Raw genomic sequence first — 18,562 nt, 5'->3', positions numbered from 1 at the left:
GCAGTGCCCCGCTTCAGCGTCATCGTCCCCTGTTTCAAGGTGCAGGGCTTCCTGCGCGAGTGTCTCGACTCGCTCCTTTCGCAGTCGTACGCGGACTTCGAGGTGATCGCCGTCGACGACCGCTCGCCCGACGGCTGCGGCGCGATCCTCGACGAGTACGCGGCCCGCGACGAGCGGGTCCGGGTGCTGCATCTGCCGGAGAACGTGGGTCTCGGCCGCGCCCGCAACGCGGGCCTGCCGCACGCGGGCGGCGACTACCTGTTCTTCCTCGACAGCGACGACACCCTCACTCCGGGCGCCCTGCGCGCGATGGCCGACCGGCTCGCCGAGGCCGACAACCCGGACGTGCTGGTGTTCGACTACGCGCGCACCTACTGGTGGGGCGGCACCCGCCGCAACGCCCTCGCGCACGTCCTGACCGAGGTCGGCGCCGACGCCTTCACGGCGGCCGAGCACCCGGAGATCCTGGACCTGCTGATGGTCGTGTGGAACAAGGTCTACCGGCGCGACTTCGTCGGGCGGAACGGCTTCTCCTTCCCTCCCGGCTACTACGAGGACACGCCCTGGACGTTCCCGGTCATGCTCAGCGCGGAGCGGATCGCCGTGCTGGACCGGATCTGTCTGAACTACCGCCAGCGCCGCCAGGGCAACATCCTGTCCACCACCAGCCGCAAGCACTTCGACATCCACGACCAGTACGAGCGGGTCTTCGCCTTCGTCGACTCGCGCCCGGCGCTCGCGGACTGGCGGCCGTATCTGCACCGCAAGATGGGCGAGCACTGCCTGGACATCCTGGCCAAGCCGGACCGGCTGCCGCCGTCCGACAAGAAGGAGTTCTTCCGCCGCACGGCCGAGATGTTCCGCTCCCGCCGGCCGGACGGCGCACCGGTGCCGGCGGAACTGCGGGTGCTGGAGCACGGGTACGCGGCCTACCGGGCTCGGCGGCAGGCCGAGCGGGCGGGGCGGGAGCTGGCGCGGCGCGGGACACTCGTCCGCCGGGCGGCCGGGGCACGGGCCCGGCGCGCGGCGGACGGGGTGCGCGCCCGCCGGCCGATCGACCCGCAGCTGGTCGTGTACTCGGCGTTCTCGCACCGGGGGGTACTGGGCGATCCGGGGGCGGTCTACCGCAAGGCGCGGGAGATCGCGCCGCAGTTGCGCGGGGTGTGGGTGGTGCGCGACGAGGAGACGGCCGCGGGGCTCCCGGCGGGCGTCGAGCACGTCCTGCTGGACTCGCCCGCGTACCGGCGGGTGACCGCGCGGGCGGGTTTCTTCGTCAACAACGTCAACTGGCCGGGCGCGCTGGCCAAACGCCCCGGCAGCGTCCACATCCACACCCACCAGGGCACCCCGCTGAAGTACATGGCCGCCGATCTGCTGGACCGGCCCGGGGCCCGGTACGGGGTGGACGTGCCGCAGATGCTGCGCCGCGCCGACCGCTGGGACCACAGTCTGGTCGCCAACCGGCACTCGGAGCTGGTGTGGGAGCGGGCGTACCCGTGCCACTTCGCCTCCGCGCGCACCGGCAGCCCGCGCAACGACGTGCTGGTCGGCGCGGACGCGGCGGCGGGCGCGGCGGTGCGGGCCCGGCTGGGCGTGCCGGCCGGGCACACCGTGGTGCTGTACGCGCCGACGCGGCGGGAGTACGTCCGGGGCGGGCACGTCGACCGGATCGACCTGGCCCGGTTCGCCGCGTGCCTGGGCGAGGGCCACACCCTCGTCGTACGGCTGCACCCGTCGCTGGCGACCGGGCACGCGCGCGGGATGGGCCTGACGGACCTGCACCGGCGCGGGGTGCTCGTCGACGCGACGGACGAGCCGCACGTGGAGGACGTGATGCTCGCCTCGGACGTGCTGGTCACCGACTACTCGGCCCTGATGTTCGACTACGCCGCCCTGGACCGGCCGATCGTGGTGCACGCCGACGACTGGGAGGCGTACACGGCGAGCCGGGGCACCTACTTCGACATCACCGCCGAGGCGCCGGGCCATGTCTCGCGCTCCTTCGACGAGCTGACCCGGCTGCTGGCCTCCGGGAGCTGGCGGGACGAGGACTCCGCCCGGCTGCGGACCGCGTTCCGGGCGCGGTTCTGCGCGTACGACGACGGACACGCCGCCGAACGGGTCGTACGGCGGCTGCTGCTGGGCGAGGAGTTCCCGGACGCCGGGGCGGCACGGGTGCCCGCACCGGGCGCGCCGCACGAGGAGCTCGCGTCGACCTGAGCGGCGGGTCCGCGGGACGGGGCCCGTGCGCGGGAACGACTCCGTTCGGGCTCACCCGTCGGGGTGACAGGGGGCGAGGCCGTTGACGCGGGAGGGAAGGTACGACCAATGCCCCTCTTGCTCGACTTTGCCCCCGTATGTCACTTTTCGGTCCGCGCCCGGTGAGCGCCGGTGTCCTGATCCGGCGTCCGGCGCGCGGTGCCGGGGCGCTGCGCCGCCGGCCGGTGTGGCGTCCGAGCCCGTACCAGGTCTTCGGTTTCCTGTTCTGGCTGGTGACGACGCTGGCGTTCTGGCGGGTGCCGCTGTGCTGCGACGCGGGGGTGCACGCGGCGGTGGTGGAGCGGCTGAGGGCCGATCTGCTGCATCCCCGGCATCCGATGGCCGATCTGCCGGGCGCGGGCAGCCCCTACTACTCGCCGTACGCGCTGGCCGAGGGCGTGTTCGCGCGGCTGACGGGGCTGACGGGCTGGGAGGTGCTGAGGGTCGCCGGGCCGGTGAACCTGGTCGTGCTGCTGACCGGTCTCGGCCGGTTCGTGCGGGCGCTGACGCCGAGACCGTGGGCGCCGGTGCTCGCACTGGCCGCGATGACGCTGCTCTGGGGCACCGAACGCGCCTGGTGGAGCGGCTATCTGGGCCTGATGTCGATGACCGGCAACCTCGGCTATCCGTCCACCTTCGCGATCGGCCTGGCCTTCTGGGCGTGGGCGCTGACGGCGGCACGCGCGCGGGACGAACGCCTGGTCCGCTACGTCGGCCCGGACGGGCTGCGCGGTTTCACCGGGTACGCGGGGGTCGGCGCGCTGTACGGGGCGATCCTGCTGGTGCATCCGATCTCGGCGGTGGCGGCCGTGACGGGCGGGGCCGCGGTGGCCCTGGGCCGGCAGCGGGAGTGGCGGCCGGCGGTCGCGGCGCGCTGGGCGGTGACGGCGACGGCGGCGCTGCTGGTCGCCTCCGCCTGGCCGTACTTCGACGTGTTCGCGCTGGCCGGGGACGGCAGCGTCGACGGGATGCACCGGCGGCTGTACGACGACCCGGCCGGCCATTTCTGGCTGGCGCTGCTGGGCCTGCCGGCGCTGTGGGCGCGGGCGCGGCGCTCGGTGCGCGATCCGCTGGTGCTGATGTTCGCCCTGGACTGTCTGGTGGTGGCGTACGGGTTCGTCAGCGGTCACTACACCTACGGGCGGATCCTCGGCCTGACGCTGGTGCCGCCGCAGTTCGCGCTGGCGGTGGAGCTGGCGGCGCCCCGGCCGTGGGGGGTGCGGCGCAGGGCGCTGGGCGCGGTGGCGGCCGCCGGGGCCTGTCTGGGGCTGCTGACCGTGCAGGCGGGGGCGGTCGTGCCGCGCGCGCTGGATCCGGTGGGCTTCGACCAGCCGCCGCGCTGGGCGCCGTACGACTGGGCGGCGCGGCACATCGGGCCCGGGGAGGTGGTGATCACCGACGGGTACTTCGCCGTCCACGCGATCGCCGGGTACGGGCCGAACCTCGCCGCGCCGCCCTGGCCGGACGCGGCGCTGGACGAGCGCGCGAGGCTGCGCCGGACGGCGGACGTCCGGGCGTATCTCGCGCCCGGTTCGACGCGGGCCGGGCGGGCGGCGATCGTCCGCCGCTACCGGGTCCGCTGGCTGCTGCTGACGCGCTGGCACCCGGTGCCCGAGGAGGCCGTGGTGGTGGCGTGGAGCCGGCGGACCGGGGAGGTGCTGGCGCGGGTGGGGTGAGCCGCGGGGGCGCCGGTGGGGGCGGCGGGGGCGCGGCCGATGGAAAAAGGCCTCCCGAGGGGGGCGCCCGATGGTCGGATCCCCCGGGAGGCCCCGGTCCGGTGCGGGTTACTCGATGACGAGGTCGACCTCGATGTTGCCGCGCGTGGCGTTGGAGTAGGGGCAGACCTGGTGGGCGGTCTCGACCAGCTTGCGGCCGGTCGCCTCGTCCAGGGTGTCGGGGAGCTCGATGCGCAGCGTGACCTTCAGGCCGAAGCCCTCGCCCTGCTTGCCTATGCCGACCTCGGCGGTCACGGCGGCGTCGGAGACGTCGACCTTCGCCTGGCGGCCGACGAGGCCGAGAGCGCTGCCGAAACAGGCCGCGTAACCGGCGGCGAACAGCTGCTCCGGGTTGGTGCCCTGACCGTTGCCGCCCATCTCCACCGGCAGGGCGAGGGCGAGGTCGATCTTCCCGTCGTTGGTGACGGCGCGGCCCTCGCGGCCGTGGGTGGCGGTGGCGACTGCGGTGTAGAGCGCGTCCATGGATGAACCGTCCCTCTCGGAAGAGTCTGTGTCGGGGGGTGGCCGGGCCGGCCGCTTCTCGCGTCCGGGCCGCTCACGGCGATAATTAGAGCACACAATTCAGTTGTGCACAACTAAATGGCCCACCGGCGTTACCCTGGAGACATGACCCCGACGTCGACCCCGCTCCCCGCCCCCGTCCCCTCGGAGAACTGGCTGCGCCTGGACAGCCAGATCTGCTTCTCCCTGCACGCGGCGTCGCGCGCCTTCAACGGCGTCTACCGCGTGATCCTCAAGGAGCTGGGGCTGACCTACCCCCAGTACCTGGTGATGCTGGTGCTGTGGGAGCAGGGCGAGCTGCCCGTGAAGAAGCTCGGCGAGCATCTGCGCCTGGACTCCGGCACACTGTCCCCGCTGCTCAAACGGCTGGAGACGGCCGGTCTGGTGATCCGGGAGCGCAGCGCGCGCGACGAGCGCTCGGTGGAGATCCGGCTCACCGAGGAGGGCGCCGCGCTGCGGGAGCGGGCACTCCAGGTGCCCCGGCGGATCGCCTCGGCGACCGGGTTCGGGCTGGAGGAGATCAGCGAGCTGAGGGAGCGCCTCGACCAGCTCACCGACGCACTGGACGCGGCGGCGCTGGAGGAGGAGCCGGGCGGCGGACGTAGAGACGCAGGGTGACCCCGTCCCGGACGAACTCGCGCCTCGGTTCGCCCGGCACGAACTCCTCCGTCACCACGGTCAGCTTCACCCGCTCGGTCGGATTGCGCGGGTACCACGGGGAGCGCAGCGCGTACGGCTCGGCCAGCACCCACAGCCGGTCCAGCGCGAGCAGCTCGCGGCGCAGCTCGGCGGCGCCCCGCTCCCGGCCGTAGAGCGTGCCCGAGGCAGGACCGGACGCCCGGAGCGCCACGTCCCGCACCCCCCGGAAGCCCTCGGGGTGCGACACCTTCGCCCGCCGCCCGATGGCCGGCAGGAACACCACCGCCTCGCCCGGCCGCACCTCCCGCGCGGCCAGCGCCGAGACGGCGGCGAGGGTGTCGGGGCGGCCCCGCAGGGTGCGGTCCTGGCGGTACACGGGCAGGTACTGGGTGAACGCGAGGGCGACGGCCAGGGTTCCCGCGAGCGGGACCAGGGGCGACCTCACCCCCTTCGCCCCGAGCACCCGGTCGGCGCCCGCCGCCACCAGCAGCGGCGCCCCCGCGAGGGCGTACAGCACATAGCGCTCGTCGTACATCGGGCGGAGCTGGGAGACGGCCAGCAGGGTCAGCGGGGGCACGACCGCCCAGGGCAGGGCCACCGACGCGAGGGTCAGCCGGCGGGGGCCCGGCAGGGCGGCGAGGGCGAGCAGCAGACAGGTCCAGAAGAGAGGCCCGCCCGGCCCGAGGAACGCGTGCAGCAGCCGCAGCGCGCTGCCCGCACCCGGCCGGGACAGCCACGCCACCTGACCGGCCTGGGCCCGCGACACGACGGCGAGCGGCGCCAGGACCAGCACCGCGGCACCCGCCGCCACGGCCCACCGCACCCCGTCCCGTCTCCCTACGCGCGCGTGAAGGAGCGTCACCCCGTGGGCGAGCACCAGCAGCACCGCCAGCTCGTGCAGCAGACAGGTCGACGCGAGGACGACGCCGTACGGCCACCAGGGGCGCCCCTGGAGCGCCCGGACGAGCAGCAGGGTCGCCCCGGCCGCGCCGGCGCAGACGAGGGCGTAGGAGCGGCCCTCCTGCGCGTAGTGGCCCACGAGCGGAGTGGCGGCGTACAGCAGGCCCGCCCACAGGCCGACGCGCGGCCGGGCCAGCCGGGTGCCGAGGGCCGCGACCAGGCCCGCCGCGAGGGCCGCCGCGCAGACGGACGGCAGGCGCAGGAGGACCTCGCCGGGGCGGACGGCGAGGACGGCGTGCAGGAGGAGGTAGTACAGGCCGTGCACGGCGTCCACCCCGTGCAGCAGCCGCCAGATCTGCGGCACCGAGCGCCGCGCCACCTGGAAGGTGACGGCCTCGTCGCGCCACATGCCACCGCGGTCCAGCCCCCACAGACCGAGCGCGAGCCCCGCTCCGACGGGAGGGAGCACCGCCGCGCCCGCCCTGTTCCTGATGTCCACGGACCCCATTTTGTTGGATTTAGTACCGCTTCTTGGCTATTGACGGAGTATCTGAACAAAAGAGGCATTCGGGCGCCTTACGATCCGCCGTCATGAGACGTCGTCACCTTCTCGTCGCCCTCGCCGCCGCCTGGCTGGCCTCCCGCGCCCTGATGCTGTGGCTGCTCGCCCACGACTCCCTCGGAATCCTGGGCGGCCGGGTGGGCCGGGAGGTGTGGCACCTGTACCACCACTGGTACGGCGTCCTCGCGCACGGCGCCTTCCCCGCGCACGACACCCTGTGGCAGTACCCGCCGGGCGCCGGCCCCGTGCTGCTGTCGCCGGGCGTGCTGCCGTGGTGGACGTACTTCCAGGCGTTCGTCGCCCTCACCGTCCTCGCGGACGCGGCGATCGCCTGCGCGCTCGCCCGCGCGGGCACCCGCCCCGGCCGCCGCCTGGCCGGGGCCGCGGTCTGGGTGGGCGGGCTGCCGCTGCTGGTCCGCGTCCCGTTCGCCCGCTACGACGTGCAGGTCACGGCGCTCGCGGTGCTCTCCCTGCTGGCGCTCGCCCGCTCCACGCGCGTGTGCGGGGCGTTCGCGGCCGTGGGGGCGCTGGTGAAGGTGTGGCCGGCGCTGGTGCTGATCGGGGTGCGGCGCGGGCGCGACTCCCGGTCGGTGTGGTCGTCGGTGGCGCTCACCGGGGCATCGCTGTTCCTGCTGCTGGTGTTCGTGTTCCGCAATCCGCTCGCCTTCGTGCGCCAGCAGGGCGGCCGGGGCGTGCAGATCGAGTCCCTGGGCGGGACCGTGCTCTCGCTCGCGACCCACGCGGGATGGCCGGGCAAGGTCCACTACCGGTACGGCGCGATGGAGTTCACCGGGCCCTACGTCTCCAGCGTGGCGCACGCCTCGCTGGCCCTGACCGCCGTCGCCTTCGGCCTGCTCCTGCTGTGGCGCATCCGCGCCCGGCACTGGACCGAGGCCGTGCCCTTCGACGCGGCACTGAGCGCGGTCCTGCTGTTCACCGTGACCAGCAGGGTGATCAGCCCGCAGTACATGATCTGGCTGGTCGGCCTGGCCGCCGTCTGCCTCACCTCCCGGCACACCACCCAGCGCCCGGTGGTGGCGCTGATCCTCGCGTCGACCGCGGTCAGCGCCGTGATCTTCCCGGTCGAGTACGGCAGGGTCATCGAGTGCACCTGGACCGGAACCGGGCTGATGGTCCTGCGCAACGGCATGCTGCTCACGGCCGCGGTGCTGTCGTACGTCCGCCTGTGGCGCGCGACGACGGCGCGCGCCCCCGAGCGCGCCGGGAGTTGTCCACAGGCCCTGCGGGAGAGCCGCACGCCTGCTTCACTGTGAGACGAACGGGCCGATCGCGGACGAATCACATCGCAACCGGCCATCCTGCTTGGGGGAATCCACATGACCTGGCTGATCACCGGCGGCGCCGGCTACATCGGGGCGCACGTCGTCCGGGCGATGACCGCGGCGGGCGAGCGGGCGGTGGTGTACGACGACCTGTCGACCGGCGTCGCCGCGCGCGTGCCGGCGGGGGTGCCCCTGGTGACGGGGTCCACGCTGGACGGGGAGCGGGTCGCCCGCACCCTCGCCGAGCACGCGGTCACCGGTGTCGTCCATCTCGCGGCGAAGAAGCAGGTCGGCGAGTCGGTGGAGCGGCCCCTGCACTACTACCGGGAGAACGTGGAGGGCCTCAGAGTCCTCCTGGAGGCGGTCACCGGGGCCGGTGTCGCGTCCTTCGTGTTCTCCTCCTCGGCCGCCGTGTACGGCATGCCGGACGTCGATCTCGTCACCGAGGACACCCCGTGCACACCGATGTCGCCGTACGGCGAGACGAAGCTGGCCGGCGAGTGGCTGGTCCGCGCGACCGGCTGCGCCACCGGTCTGTCCACGGCCTGTCTGCGCTACTTCAACGTGGCGGGCGCGGCCTCCCCCGACCTGGCCGACACCGGTGTCTCCAACCTCATCCCGATGATCTTCGAAAGACTCACCGGGAACGCGCCGCCCCGGATCTTCGGCGCCGACTACCCCACCCCCGACGGCACCTGCGTCCGTGACTACATCCACGTGGCCGACCTCGCCGAGGCCCATGTGGCCGCCGCGCACGCCCTGCGCACCTCCCCGGGCCGCGACCTCACCCTCAACATCGGCCGCGGCGAGGGCGTCTCGGTCCGGGAGATGATCGACCGCGTCCGGACCGTCACCGGAATCACCCTCCCCCCGACGATCACTCCCCGCCGCCCCGGCGACCCGGCCCGTGTGATCGCCTCCGCGGACCGCGTCACCGCGGAACTGGGCTGGAAGGCGGTCCACGACGTCCAGGACATGATCACGTCGGCCTGGGAGGGATGGCTGCGCCTCCATCCGGAGACGGGGCGGGTGTAGGCGGGGCGACCTCGTACGCTGACAGGATGATCGATAGCGCACGTGCCGTCGGGTGTGTCGTCGGGTCCGCCGTGGGGGACGCGCTGGGGGCGCCGTTCGAGTTCGGGCCGGAGGGGGCCTTCTCGGCGCGGTTCCCGGTGACGGGGCACGGCGGCGAGATGTGCGGGGGCGGCGGCTGGGAGCCGGGGGAGGCGACCGACGACACCCAGATGGCGGTGCTCGTCGGGGAGTCGCTGGTGGAGCGCGGCGGGCTGGACCCCGCCGATGTCTTCGACCGGTTCCGGCGCTGGGCGGCCGCCGGCCCCAAGGACATCGGCATCCAGACCGAGGCGGTCCTCGGCAGCGGCGACCCGTGGGACCTGGCGGCCGCGCTGCACTTCCAGACCGGCGCGCGCGCCGCGGGCAACGGCGCGCTGATGCGGGCGGCGACCTCCGCCGTGCACTTCGCGCCCCGGGGCCGTGCCGCCACCCTGGACGCCGGCCGCCGTCTCGCCGCGCTCACCCACGGGGACGCGGCGGCCTGGGAGGGCACCGCGATCTTCCACGAGCTGGTGCGGGCCGCGCTGACCGGAGGCGACCCGCTGGCCGCCCTCCCGGAGACCCTGGCCGAGGTCCGCCCCGAGCACCGCGAGCGCTACGCCACGGTTCTCGCCCCCGACTGGCACCCGGACCTCGCCACCGAGTTCAACGGCGCGGTCTGGCCCTGTCTGGGCTCCGCCGTGTGGGCGCTGCGCACCACCTCCTCCTTCGAGGGGGCCGTCCGCGCCGCCGTCGACGTGGGCGGCGACACCGACACGGTCGCCGCGGTCACCGGCGGGCTCGCCGGGGCGGTGTACGGCATCGGCGGCGTCCCCGAACGCTGGACGGGCGTCGTGCACGTACCGCTGCCGGGCTGGGGCGAGCGGGTGCTGCGGCTGCCCGAACTCACCGCGCTCGCCCGGCGGCTCGCCGGCTGAGCGGGCCGCGCGGGCGCTCCCGCTAGGCGTTGTTGAGGTACGCCAGTACCGCCAGGACCCGGCGGTGGCCGCTGTCGCTCGGGGGGAGGCCCAGTTTCAGGAACACGTTGCCGATGTGTTTGCTGACCGAGCGTTCGGTGATGACGAGCGTGCCCGCGATGGTGGTGTTGTCGTGGCCCTCGGCCATCAGCTTCAGGACCTCGCGCTCGCGGGGCGTGAGCTGGTCGAGGGGGGAGTCCTTGCGGCGGGTCAGCAGCTCGGTGACCACCTCGGGGTCCAGGGCCGTACCGCCGCCCGCGACCCGCTGCAGGGCGTCCAGGAACTCGTCGACGCGGCCCACGCGGTCCTTGAGCAGATAGCCGACGCCGTTCGCGCCGCCGCCGAGCAGTTCGGCCGCGTAGGACTCCTCGACGTACTGGGAGAGCACCAGCACCGGCAGGCCGGGGATCCTCTCGCGGGCCTCCAGCGCGGCCCGCAGCCCCTCGTCACGGAAGCCCGGCGGCATCCGCACGTCGAGCACGGCCGCGTCGGGCCGGTGCTGCAGCAGCGCCGGAAGGATCTCGGGGCCGGAGCCGACGACGGCCGCCACCTCGTGCCCGGCCGACGTCAGCAGCAGGACGAGGCCCTCCCGGAGCAGGGCGTTGTCCTCGGCCAACACGACTCTCATGCCACCTCGACTCCCGTCGACCCCTGTCGACTCCCGTCACGGCGCCCGGAGTTCCCCGGTCACAGCGCCTTGATCGCCTCCGCGGTCGCCCGCGCCAGCGCGCCCAGGTAGCCCTTGGGCAGCTTCGGACTGCGGATCACCACCGAACGCCAGTAAAGCGGACCCGAGATCAGATCGAGCGCCAGCTCGTCGTCCAGGCCCGCCCGGACCTCGCCGCGCTGCTCCGCCGCCGCGACGATCTTCAGCGCGACCCCCTCCTGGCCCTCGCGCAGCGTCTTCTGGAGCGCCTCGGCGATCTCCGGGTTGCGGGCCGCCTCGGCCTGGAGGTCCGGGATGATCTGCGAGGCCGCGGGGTGCCGCAGCGCCCGGGAGGTCACCTCGTACAGCATCCGCAGATCGCCCTCCAGGCTGCCCGTCTCCGGGGCCGGAAGGCCCTGCACGGCGAGCGCCGAGACGAGATCGAGGACCAGGTGCAGCTTGGAGCGCCAGCGCCGGTACACCGCGGTCTTGCCCACGCCGGCGCGCCGGGCGATGCCCTCGATGGACATCCGCGCGTAGCCGACGGTGGCGAGCTCCTCGAACACGGCAGCCCGGATGGCTTCCGTCACATCCTCGCGAAGCACGGCCGCGCCCGCCGGAGCCCGGCGGCGCGGCTTCGCCTGCGGTTCGTCGGCGTTCGTCGCGTTCGTCGTCATGTCCCCCAGCATAGGGCGTTACGACGAAACGGTTGCGTTCCGACGTCGATTAGGCCTACGCTCACGTTGCGACGATACGGTCCCGTCCCGACGTAAGAAAACGTAAAGAGAAGCGTAAGAGAACGCCGGGCGACGGCAGAGTGCAGCCGGAACAGCCGCACACGCACCCCCACCCCCCGAGTGAAAGCAGCGGATGTGAGCCAGGTACTCCACACACCGCCCATGACACAGGCCGGACCCCCCGACGACGACCTTGCGGCCCTCGCCGCCCGTCACGGCCTCGCGGTCAGCGGTGCCCGCCCCTCCCTGCCCCAGTACATCCGCCAGCTGTGGGCGCGCCGCCACTTCATCACCGCGTTCGCCACCGCCAAGCTGACCGCGCAGTACAGCCAGGCGAAGCTGGGCCAGATCTGGCAGGTGATGACCCCCCTGCTGAACGCGGCGGTCTACTACTTCATCTTCGGTGTGCTGCTGCAGACCAAGAAGGGCGTCCCGGACTACATCCCCTTCCTGGTCACGGGCGTGTTCGTGTGGACGTTCACCCAGAGCTCGATCATGTCGGGCACCCGGGCCATCTCCGGCAACATCGGCCTGGTGCGGGCCCTGCACTTCCCGCGGGCCGCGCTGCCGATCTCGTACTGTCTCCAGCAGCTCCAGCAGCTGCTGTTCTCGATGGCCGCGCTGGTGTTCATCCTGCTCGCCGTCGGGGTGCCGCCGGCCGTCTCGTGGGTCCTCGCCCTTCCGGCCCTGCTGCTGCAGTTCATCTTCAACGCCGGCGTGTCGATGATCCTCGCCCGGGTGGGCGCGAAGACCCCCGACGTCGCCCAGCTGATGCCGTTCGTGCTGCGCACCTGGATGTACATCTCCGGCGTGATGTGGAGCATCGACAACCTCCTCAGCAAGCACAGCGACTGGCCGGCCTGGGCCACGGACCTGCTGCGCGCCAACCCGGCCGCCGTCTACATCGACCTGATGCGCTTCGCCCTGATCGACACCTTCCACGCGAGCCAGCTGCCGCCGCACGTGTGGGTCTGGGCGACGGGCTGGGCCCTGCTCGCCGGCGTCGGCGGCTTCATCTACTTCTGGAAGGCTGAGGAGACGTACGGCCGTGGCTGAGAACTCACCGCACACCGGGCCCGGCACCGCCGAGCCGGTCCCCACCGTCATCGCGGACGGCGTCGACATCGTCTACCGGGTCAACGGCACCGGCGCCGGCCGGGGCACCGCCACCGCCGCCCTCAACCGCATCCTGCGCCGCAAGAAGGCCGAGCAGGCGGCGGGCGTCCGCAAGGTCCACGCGGTGAAGAACGTCTCGTTCGTCGCCTACAAGGGCGAGGCCATCGGGCTGATCGGCACCAACGGCTCCGGCAAGTCGACCCTGCTCAAGGCGGTCGCGGGCCTCCTGCCGGTGGAGAACGGCCGTATCTACACCCACGGCCAGCCCTCCCTCCTCGGGGTGAACGCGGCCCTGATGAGCGACCTGACCGGCGAGCGCAACGTCTACCTCGGCGGCCTCGCCATGGGCATGCCCCGCGAACACATCAAGGAGCGCTACCAGGAGATCGTCGACTTCTCCGGCATCAACGAGAAGGGCGACTTCATCACCCTGCCGATGCGCACCTACTCCTCCGGCATGCAGGCCCGGCTGCGCTTCTCCATCGCCGCCGCCAAGGACCACGACGTCCTCCTCATCGACGAGGCGCTGTCCACCGGTGACGCGAAGTTCCAGCGGCGCTCGGCCGACCGCATCCGCGAGATGCGCGAGCACGCCGGCACCGTCTTCCTCGTCAGCCACAGCAGCAGCTCGATCCGCGACACCTGCGAACGCGTGCTGTGGCTGGAGCGCGGCGAGCTGAGGATGGACGGGCCCACCGAGGAGGTCATGGAGGCCTACGAGGAGTTCAGCGGCGACCAGCGGGGCAAGAAGAGGGCCGCAGCGAAGAAGCGGGCGGCGGACTCCGCTCCCGAGCCGGCCACGACCGTCTGAACGGCCGACCCGACCAACGGTAAGGGGCGCCTCCTCGGGGAGGCGCCCCTTACGTCGTCCCTGCTACGAGTGCGTCCGCAGCAGCGTCCTCATCGTCCGCATCGCCACCGACAGGTTCGCCAGGTCGAACGTCTCCGAGCCCTGGATCTCCTCCAGCGTCGTCCGCGCCCGACCCAGGATCGCCGCGTTCTTCTCGTCCCACGCCTTGAACCGCTGCTCGGGCGTCGAGGTGCCGTTGCCGACGGCCAGGACGTCCGCGGTCAGCGCCGCATGGGCCGCGTAGAGGTCCTCACGGATGGAGGCACGCGCCATGGACTGCCAGCGGTCGGCCCGCGGCAGCTCGATGATCCGGTCCATCAGCTGGGTGATGTGCAGCCGGTCCGCGAGGTCGTAGTAGACCTCGGCGACGTCCTGCGGGTCCTTGCCCATCCGGTCGGCCACCGACACGATGTCCAGCGCCGGGAAGGCGGAGGAGAACCCGGCCACCCGCGCGGCCAGCTCGTCCGGCACCCCGGCGCCGCTCAGCTCGTCGTAGATCTTCTGCCACCACTCCAGGTCCGCGCCGCGCAGCAGCTTGGTCAGCTGCGACCAGACCTGCTCGACGCGCTCGGCGAAGAAGTCGACCGTCTCGGCGAGCTGGAGCGGCTGCGGCCGGTTGTTGAGCAGCCAGCGCGTACCGCGCTCGACGAGCCGGCGCGAGTGCAGCCGGATCCGGGTCTGCACGGCCGCCTCGACCGTGTTGTCCAGCTCCTCCACCGCGTCCCACACCGGCGCCGACCGGAAGATCGCCCGCGCCGCGGTCTGCGCCCGCACGATCTCCTCCAGCGAGGCCCCGGTCTCCTCCCGCAGCCGGTGCAGATACGTCGTACCGCCCGTGTTGACCGTGTCGTTGACCAGCACGGTCGTGGTGATCTCACGGCGCAGCGGGTGGCTGTCGATGTACTCCGGGAACCGCTCGCGCAGCGCCGTCGGGAAGTACGCGTACAGCAGACCGCGCAGGTACGGGTCGTCCGGCAGGGAGGTCTGGAGCAGCTCGTCCGAGACGGTGATCTTCGTGTACGCCAGCAGGACGGCCGTCTCCGGGCCGGTCAGGCCGTGGCCGGAGCCGAGGCGCTCACGGATCTGCCGGTCGCTCGGCAGGAACTCCAGCGCCCGGTCGAGGTGGCCCTCGCGCACCAGGTGGCGCAGGAAGCGCTGCTGGGCGTGGAGCATGTCCTTGGACTGGGCGAGGGCGTTGGCGATCGCCGTGTTCTGCGCGTAGTTGTTGCGCAGGACCAGCGCGCCGACCTCGTCGGTCATCTCGGCGAGCAGCTTGTTGCGCTGCTTGACCGTCATGTCGCCGTCGGTGACCAGCCCGTTGAGCAGGATCTTGATGTTCACCTCGTGGTCGGAGGTGTCCACGCCCGCACTGTTGTCGATGGCGTCGGTGTTGATCCGGCCGCCCTGGCGGGCGAACTCGATCCGGCCGAGCTGGGTCAGCCCCAGGTTGCCGCCCTCACCGACGACCTTGACCCGCAGGTCCTGGCCGTCGACCCGGATCGGGTCGTTGGCCTTGTCGCCGACGTCGGCGTTCGACTCGGTGCTCGCCTTGACGTACGTGCCGATGCCGCCGTTCCACAGCAGGTCCACCGGCGCGGACAGGATCGCCTTCATCAGGTCGGCCGGGGTCAGCTTGGTGACGCCCGCCTCGATGCCGAGGACCTGCCGGATGTGCGCGTTGACGGGGATCGCCTTCGCCGTACGGGGGAAGACACCGCCGCCGGCGGAGATCAGGTCGGCGCCGTAGTCGGCCCAGGAGCTGCGCGGCAGCTCGAACAGCCGGCGGCGCTCGGCGTAGGAGACCGCGGCGTCCGGGTTGGGGTCGATGAAGATGTGCCGGTGGTCGAAGGCGGCGACCAGACGGATGTGCTCGGACAGCAGCATGCCGTTGCCGAACACGTCACCGGACATGTCACCGATGCCGACGACCGTGAAGTCCTCGACCTGGGTGTCGACGCCCATGTCGCGGAAGTGCCGCTTGACGGACTCCCAGGCGCCACGGGCGGTGATGCCCATCGCCTTGTGGTCGTAGCCGGCGCTGCCGCCGGAGGCGAAGGCGTCCCCGAGCCAGAAGCCGTACGATCCGGCGACCTCGTTGGCGATGTCGGAGAACGTCGCCGTGCCCTTGTCGGCGGCGACCACCAGATAGGTGTCGTCCTCGTCGTGCCGTACGACGTCGGAGGGCGGCACGACCTCCCCGGCGACCATGTTGTCGGTGATGTCGAGGAGCGCCGAGATGAAGGTGCGGTAGCTGGCGATGCCCTCGGCGAGCCACGCGTCGCGGTCCACGGCCGGGTCGGGCAGCTGCTTGGCGACGAAGCCGCCCTTCGCGCCGACCGGCACGATGACGGTGTTCTTCACCATCTGCGCCTTGACCAGGCCGAGGATCTCCGTGCGGAAGTCCTCCCTCCGGTCCGACCAGCGCAGACCGCCGCGCGCGACCTTCCCGAACCGCAGGTGCACACCCTCCACCCGGGGCGAGTACACCCAGATCTCGAACGCCGGCCGCGGCGCCGGAAGGTCCGGGATGACCTGCGGGTCGAACTTCATCGACACGTACGCGTGCGGCGTGCCGTCCTCGGTGGTCTGGAAGAAGTTGGTGCGCAGGGTCGCCTTGATGACGGTGAGGAAGGACCTCAGGATCCGGTCCTCGTCGAGGGAGGCCACCTGGTCGAGCGCGGCGTCGAGCTCCTCGAGGAGCGCGTCGACGATCTCCAGACCGGCCCGCTGCCGGCCCGGCGACATCCGCGCCTCGAAGAGGGAGACGAGCAGCCGGGTGGTGTGGACGTTCGTCCGGAGGGTGTCCTCCATGTAGTCCTGGCTGAACGTGGACCCGGCCTGCCTCAGGTACTTGGCGTAGGCGCGCAGCACCATCGCCTGCCGCCAGTTCAGCCCGGCGCCCAGCACCAGCGCGTTGAACCCGTCGTTCTCCGCCCGGCCGGTCCAGGTCGCGGCGAACGCCTCCTGGAACCGCTCACGCCCGTCGTCGCCGAGCAGATCGGTGCTGCCGCCGCCCAGCGCCTTGGGGATGCGCAGCCCGAAGTCGTAGATCCAGGCCACCGACCGGTCCGAGCAGCGCAGTTCGTACGGCCGCTCGTCGATGACCTCGACACCGAGCCGGTTCAGCACCGGCAGCACCGCCGACAGGGAGATCGCGTCGCCCTTGCGGTAGATCTTGAAGCGGCGCTCGTCGGGCGCGGCACCCACCGGCTCGTACAGGCTGAGCGAGAAGCTCTGTTCCTCGGTGAGCCGTTCGAGGTGGACGAGGTCGGCGACCGCGGCGCGCGGGGTGTGGTCGGCCTTGTAGCCCTCGGTGAAGTTGTTGTAGCGGCGCAGCAGCTCGGCGGCCCGCTCCTCGCCGAGTTCGGCGGTGAGCGCCTCGGCGAACGCGTCGGCCCAGGACCGGGCGGCCTCGACGAGACGCGCCTCGATGCGGTCCTTGTCGGCCTCCGACAGCTCCGGCAGCTCGGTGCCCGGCGCGACCCGGACCACGAAGTGCAGCCGGGACAGGATCGACTCGGTGTTCCAGGCGGTGAAGTCGACGCTCGTCCCGGCGAGCTCCTCCTTCAGGATGTCGATGATCCGCAGCCGTACCCCGGTGGTGTAGCGGTCGCGGGGCAGGTAGACGAGCGCCGAGTAGTAGCGGCCGTACTCGTCCTGGCGCAGGTAGAGCCGCAGCCGGCGGCGCTCCTGGAGGTAGAGCACCGAGGTGACGATGGAGCGCAGCTCGTCGACCGGGGTCTGGAACAGCTCGTCGCGCGGGTACGTCTCCATGATCTGGAGCAGGTCGCGCCCATCGTGGCTGTTGGGCGAGAACCCGGCGCCCGTCAGGACGGCGTCGACCTTGCGGCGCACGACGGGGACGCGCAGCACGGACTCGGTGTAGGCGGCGGAGGAGAACAGGCCGAGGAAGCGGCGCTCCCCGACGACATTGCCGTCGGCGTCGAACTTCTTCACCCCGACGTAGTCGAGGTACGACGGCCGGTGCACGGTGGCCCGGCTGTTGGCCTTGGTCAGGACGAGCAGCTTGTGCTCGCGGGCCTTGGCGCGGGCGTCGGCCGGCAGCCGCTCGAACGAAGGGCTGACGGGGTGGGCGTCCTCGGCCGCGTGGTGCGGGTCGGCGCGCAGGATGCCGAGCCCGGTGCCGGGCACGGCCGTGAGGGAGTCGTCCTCGCGCAGCTGGTACTCGCGGTAGCCGAGGAAGGTGAAGTGGTCGGCGGCGAGCCAGCGCAGCAGCTCACGCGCCTCCTCGACGTCGGCGGAGGCCAGGTCGCCGGGCCGGGGCTCCTCGGTGAGACCGTCGGCGATCCGCAGCGCCGAGTCCCGCATCTTCTCCCAGTCCTCGACGGCCTCCCGGACGTCGGAGAGCACCCGCAGCAGATCGGCGGTGACCTGCTTGAGGTCGGCGCGGTCGGTCTCGCGGTCCATCTCCACATGGATCCACGACTCGATGTGCGCGTCGTGCGGAAGACCGGCCGCGGGCGCGGCGGGCAGCACCTCGATCAGCTTGCCGGTCACATCGCGCCGCACCACGACCTGCGGGTGCACGACGAGGTGGATGCCGCGCCCCTGCCGGGTCAGCTCGTTGGTGACGGAGTCCACGAGGAAGGGCATGTCGTCGGTGACGACCTCGACGACGGAGTGGCTGCAGGTCCAGCCGTTCTCCTCGACGGTCGGGGTGTGGACCCGGACGTTGGCGGTTCCCTGCGGCCGCGTCTCGGCCAGCCGGTAGTGGGAGAGAGCGGCTCCGAAGACATCGACCGGGTCGCGGCCCTTGAGGTCCTCCGGAGCGGTGTGCAGGTAGTAGCGCTGGAGGAACGCGAGCAGGGCGTCGTGGTCCGGGGTGCCCGGAGCTCCTGGCGTGCCCTCGCTCGTCGTCCCAGTCGGTAGGTACCCCCCGACCGGGCTGTTCTCAGCGACCCGCGCCGCCCTCTCGAGCAGCTCGGCCTTGGCTTCGTCCAGCTTGGTCTGCATTGTCCTCTGACTCCTGTCGCGCGCCGTTGCGTGACGTAGAAGGAAGTACGGTCTCTTCCCTTGCGGCTCGCCGCCACGGCCCGGGGTCTCCGGTCTGCTCCGACGCTATGCCGCAAGATGAGATGAGCGGGGGGTTATCGGCCATTCTCGACACCGCCGCGAGGTGTGACGCTGCTCTCCGCATCGCGTCTTCCGCGTGGGTGTACGGCGTCCCGGGGCACCTTGCGCCCCTGTCCCGCCCGCAAGAACCAGCGTCCGCCGCCCGGCCGCGGAGATGGTCCGCACACACCGGGCGCAGGGCAGGGGCAACAGAACCCCCGCGAACTATC

At 72.4% G+C, this 18,562-nt stretch carries 13 protein-coding genes; 8 read left to right on the top strand and 5 right to left on the bottom strand.

The features are described from left to right. Positions 1-3 precede the first annotated feature (3 nt). A complete protein-coding gene (locus ABZ490_RS08180; protein ID WP_358986085.1) occupies positions 4-2,220 on the top strand; it encodes a CDP-glycerol glycerophosphotransferase family protein in 2,217 nt (738 codons plus the stop codon). A 161-nt stretch (positions 2,221-2,381) separates the two neighbouring features. Next, complete coding sequence (locus ABZ490_RS08175) at positions 2,382-3,935, top strand: hypothetical protein (protein WP_358986752.1); 1,554 nt, start codon at positions 2,382-2,384, stop codon at positions 3,933-3,935. Between the two features lie 108 nt (positions 3,936-4,043). On the opposite strand, the gene ABZ490_RS08170 is transcribed toward ABZ490_RS08175, so the two are convergent. Beyond that, complete coding sequence (locus tag ABZ490_RS08170; RefSeq protein ID WP_358986082.1) at positions 4,044-4,457, bottom strand: organic hydroperoxide resistance protein; 414 nt, start codon at positions 4,455-4,457, stop codon at positions 4,044-4,046. Between the two features lie 144 nt (positions 4,458-4,601). On the opposite strand from ABZ490_RS08170, the gene ABZ490_RS08165 reads away from it, so the two are divergent. After that, complete coding sequence (locus ABZ490_RS08165) at positions 4,602-5,114, top strand: MarR family transcriptional regulator (protein WP_358986079.1); 513 nt, start codon at positions 4,602-4,604, stop codon at positions 5,112-5,114. Here ABZ490_RS08165 and ABZ490_RS08160 read toward each other — a convergent pair. Further along, complete coding sequence (locus ABZ490_RS08160) at positions 5,047-6,534, bottom strand: glycosyltransferase family 39 protein (protein ID WP_358986076.1); 1,488 nt, start codon at positions 6,532-6,534, stop codon at positions 5,047-5,049. The genes ABZ490_RS08165 and ABZ490_RS08160 overlap by 68 nt on opposite strands. Positions 6,535-6,626: 92 nt before the next feature. Here ABZ490_RS08160 and ABZ490_RS08155 point away from each other — a divergent pair, with 92 nt between their 5' ends. The 3 genes from ABZ490_RS08155 (at position 6,627) to ABZ490_RS08145 (ending at position 9,871) form a co-directional block, all read left to right on the top strand. Further along, positions 6,627-7,871, top strand: a complete 1,245-nt coding sequence (locus tag ABZ490_RS08155) for a glycosyltransferase family 87 protein (protein ID WP_358986073.1) — start codon at positions 6,627-6,629, stop codon at positions 7,869-7,871. Positions 7,872-7,934: 63 nt separating this feature from the next. Next, complete coding sequence (galE, locus tag ABZ490_RS08150) at positions 7,935-8,915, top strand: UDP-glucose 4-epimerase GalE (RefSeq protein WP_358986070.1); 981 nt, start codon at positions 7,935-7,937, stop codon at positions 8,913-8,915. A 26-nt stretch (positions 8,916-8,941) separates the two neighbouring features. Next, positions 8,942-9,871 carry an ADP-ribosylglycohydrolase family protein gene (locus ABZ490_RS08145; protein WP_358986067.1) on the top strand — a complete coding sequence of 310 codons (930 nt, stop codon included), beginning with the start codon at positions 8,942-8,944 and terminating at the stop codon, positions 9,869-9,871. 22 nt (positions 9,872-9,893) lie between these two features. Here ABZ490_RS08145 and ABZ490_RS08140 read toward each other — a convergent pair whose 3' ends face one another. Next, complete coding sequence (locus tag ABZ490_RS08140) at positions 9,894-10,538, bottom strand: response regulator transcription factor (RefSeq protein WP_358986064.1); 645 nt, start codon at positions 10,536-10,538, stop codon at positions 9,894-9,896. Positions 10,539-10,597: 59 nt separating this feature from the next. After that, complete coding sequence (locus ABZ490_RS08135; protein WP_358986061.1) at positions 10,598-11,233, bottom strand: TetR/AcrR family transcriptional regulator; 636 nt, start codon at positions 11,231-11,233, stop codon at positions 10,598-10,600. 195 nt (positions 11,234-11,428) lie between these two features. On the opposite strand from ABZ490_RS08135, the gene ABZ490_RS08130 reads away from it, so the two are divergent. Continuing rightward, entirely contained in the window at positions 11,429-12,349 is a 921-nt protein-coding gene (locus ABZ490_RS08130; RefSeq protein WP_358986058.1) for an ABC transporter permease, read from the top strand. After that, entirely contained in the window at positions 12,342-13,220 is an 879-nt protein-coding gene (locus ABZ490_RS08125; RefSeq protein ID WP_358986055.1) for an ABC transporter ATP-binding protein, read from the top strand. The genes ABZ490_RS08130 and ABZ490_RS08125 overlap by 8 nt, the downstream gene beginning before the upstream one ends. 63 nt (positions 13,221-13,283) lie before the next feature. Here ABZ490_RS08125 and ABZ490_RS08120 read toward each other — a convergent pair whose 3' ends face one another. Further along, complete coding sequence (locus ABZ490_RS08120) at positions 13,284-18,233, bottom strand: NAD-glutamate dehydrogenase (RefSeq protein ID WP_358986052.1); 4,950 nt, start codon at positions 18,231-18,233, stop codon at positions 13,284-13,286. Positions 18,234-18,562 lie beyond the last annotated feature (329 nt).

This window comes from Streptomyces sp. NPDC005811 (genome assembly GCF_040630405.1).
Taxonomy (GTDB): Bacteria; Actinomycetota; Actinomycetes; order Streptomycetales; family Streptomycetaceae; genus Streptomyces.
This window is presented reverse-complemented; position numbering and strand designations above follow the sequence as displayed.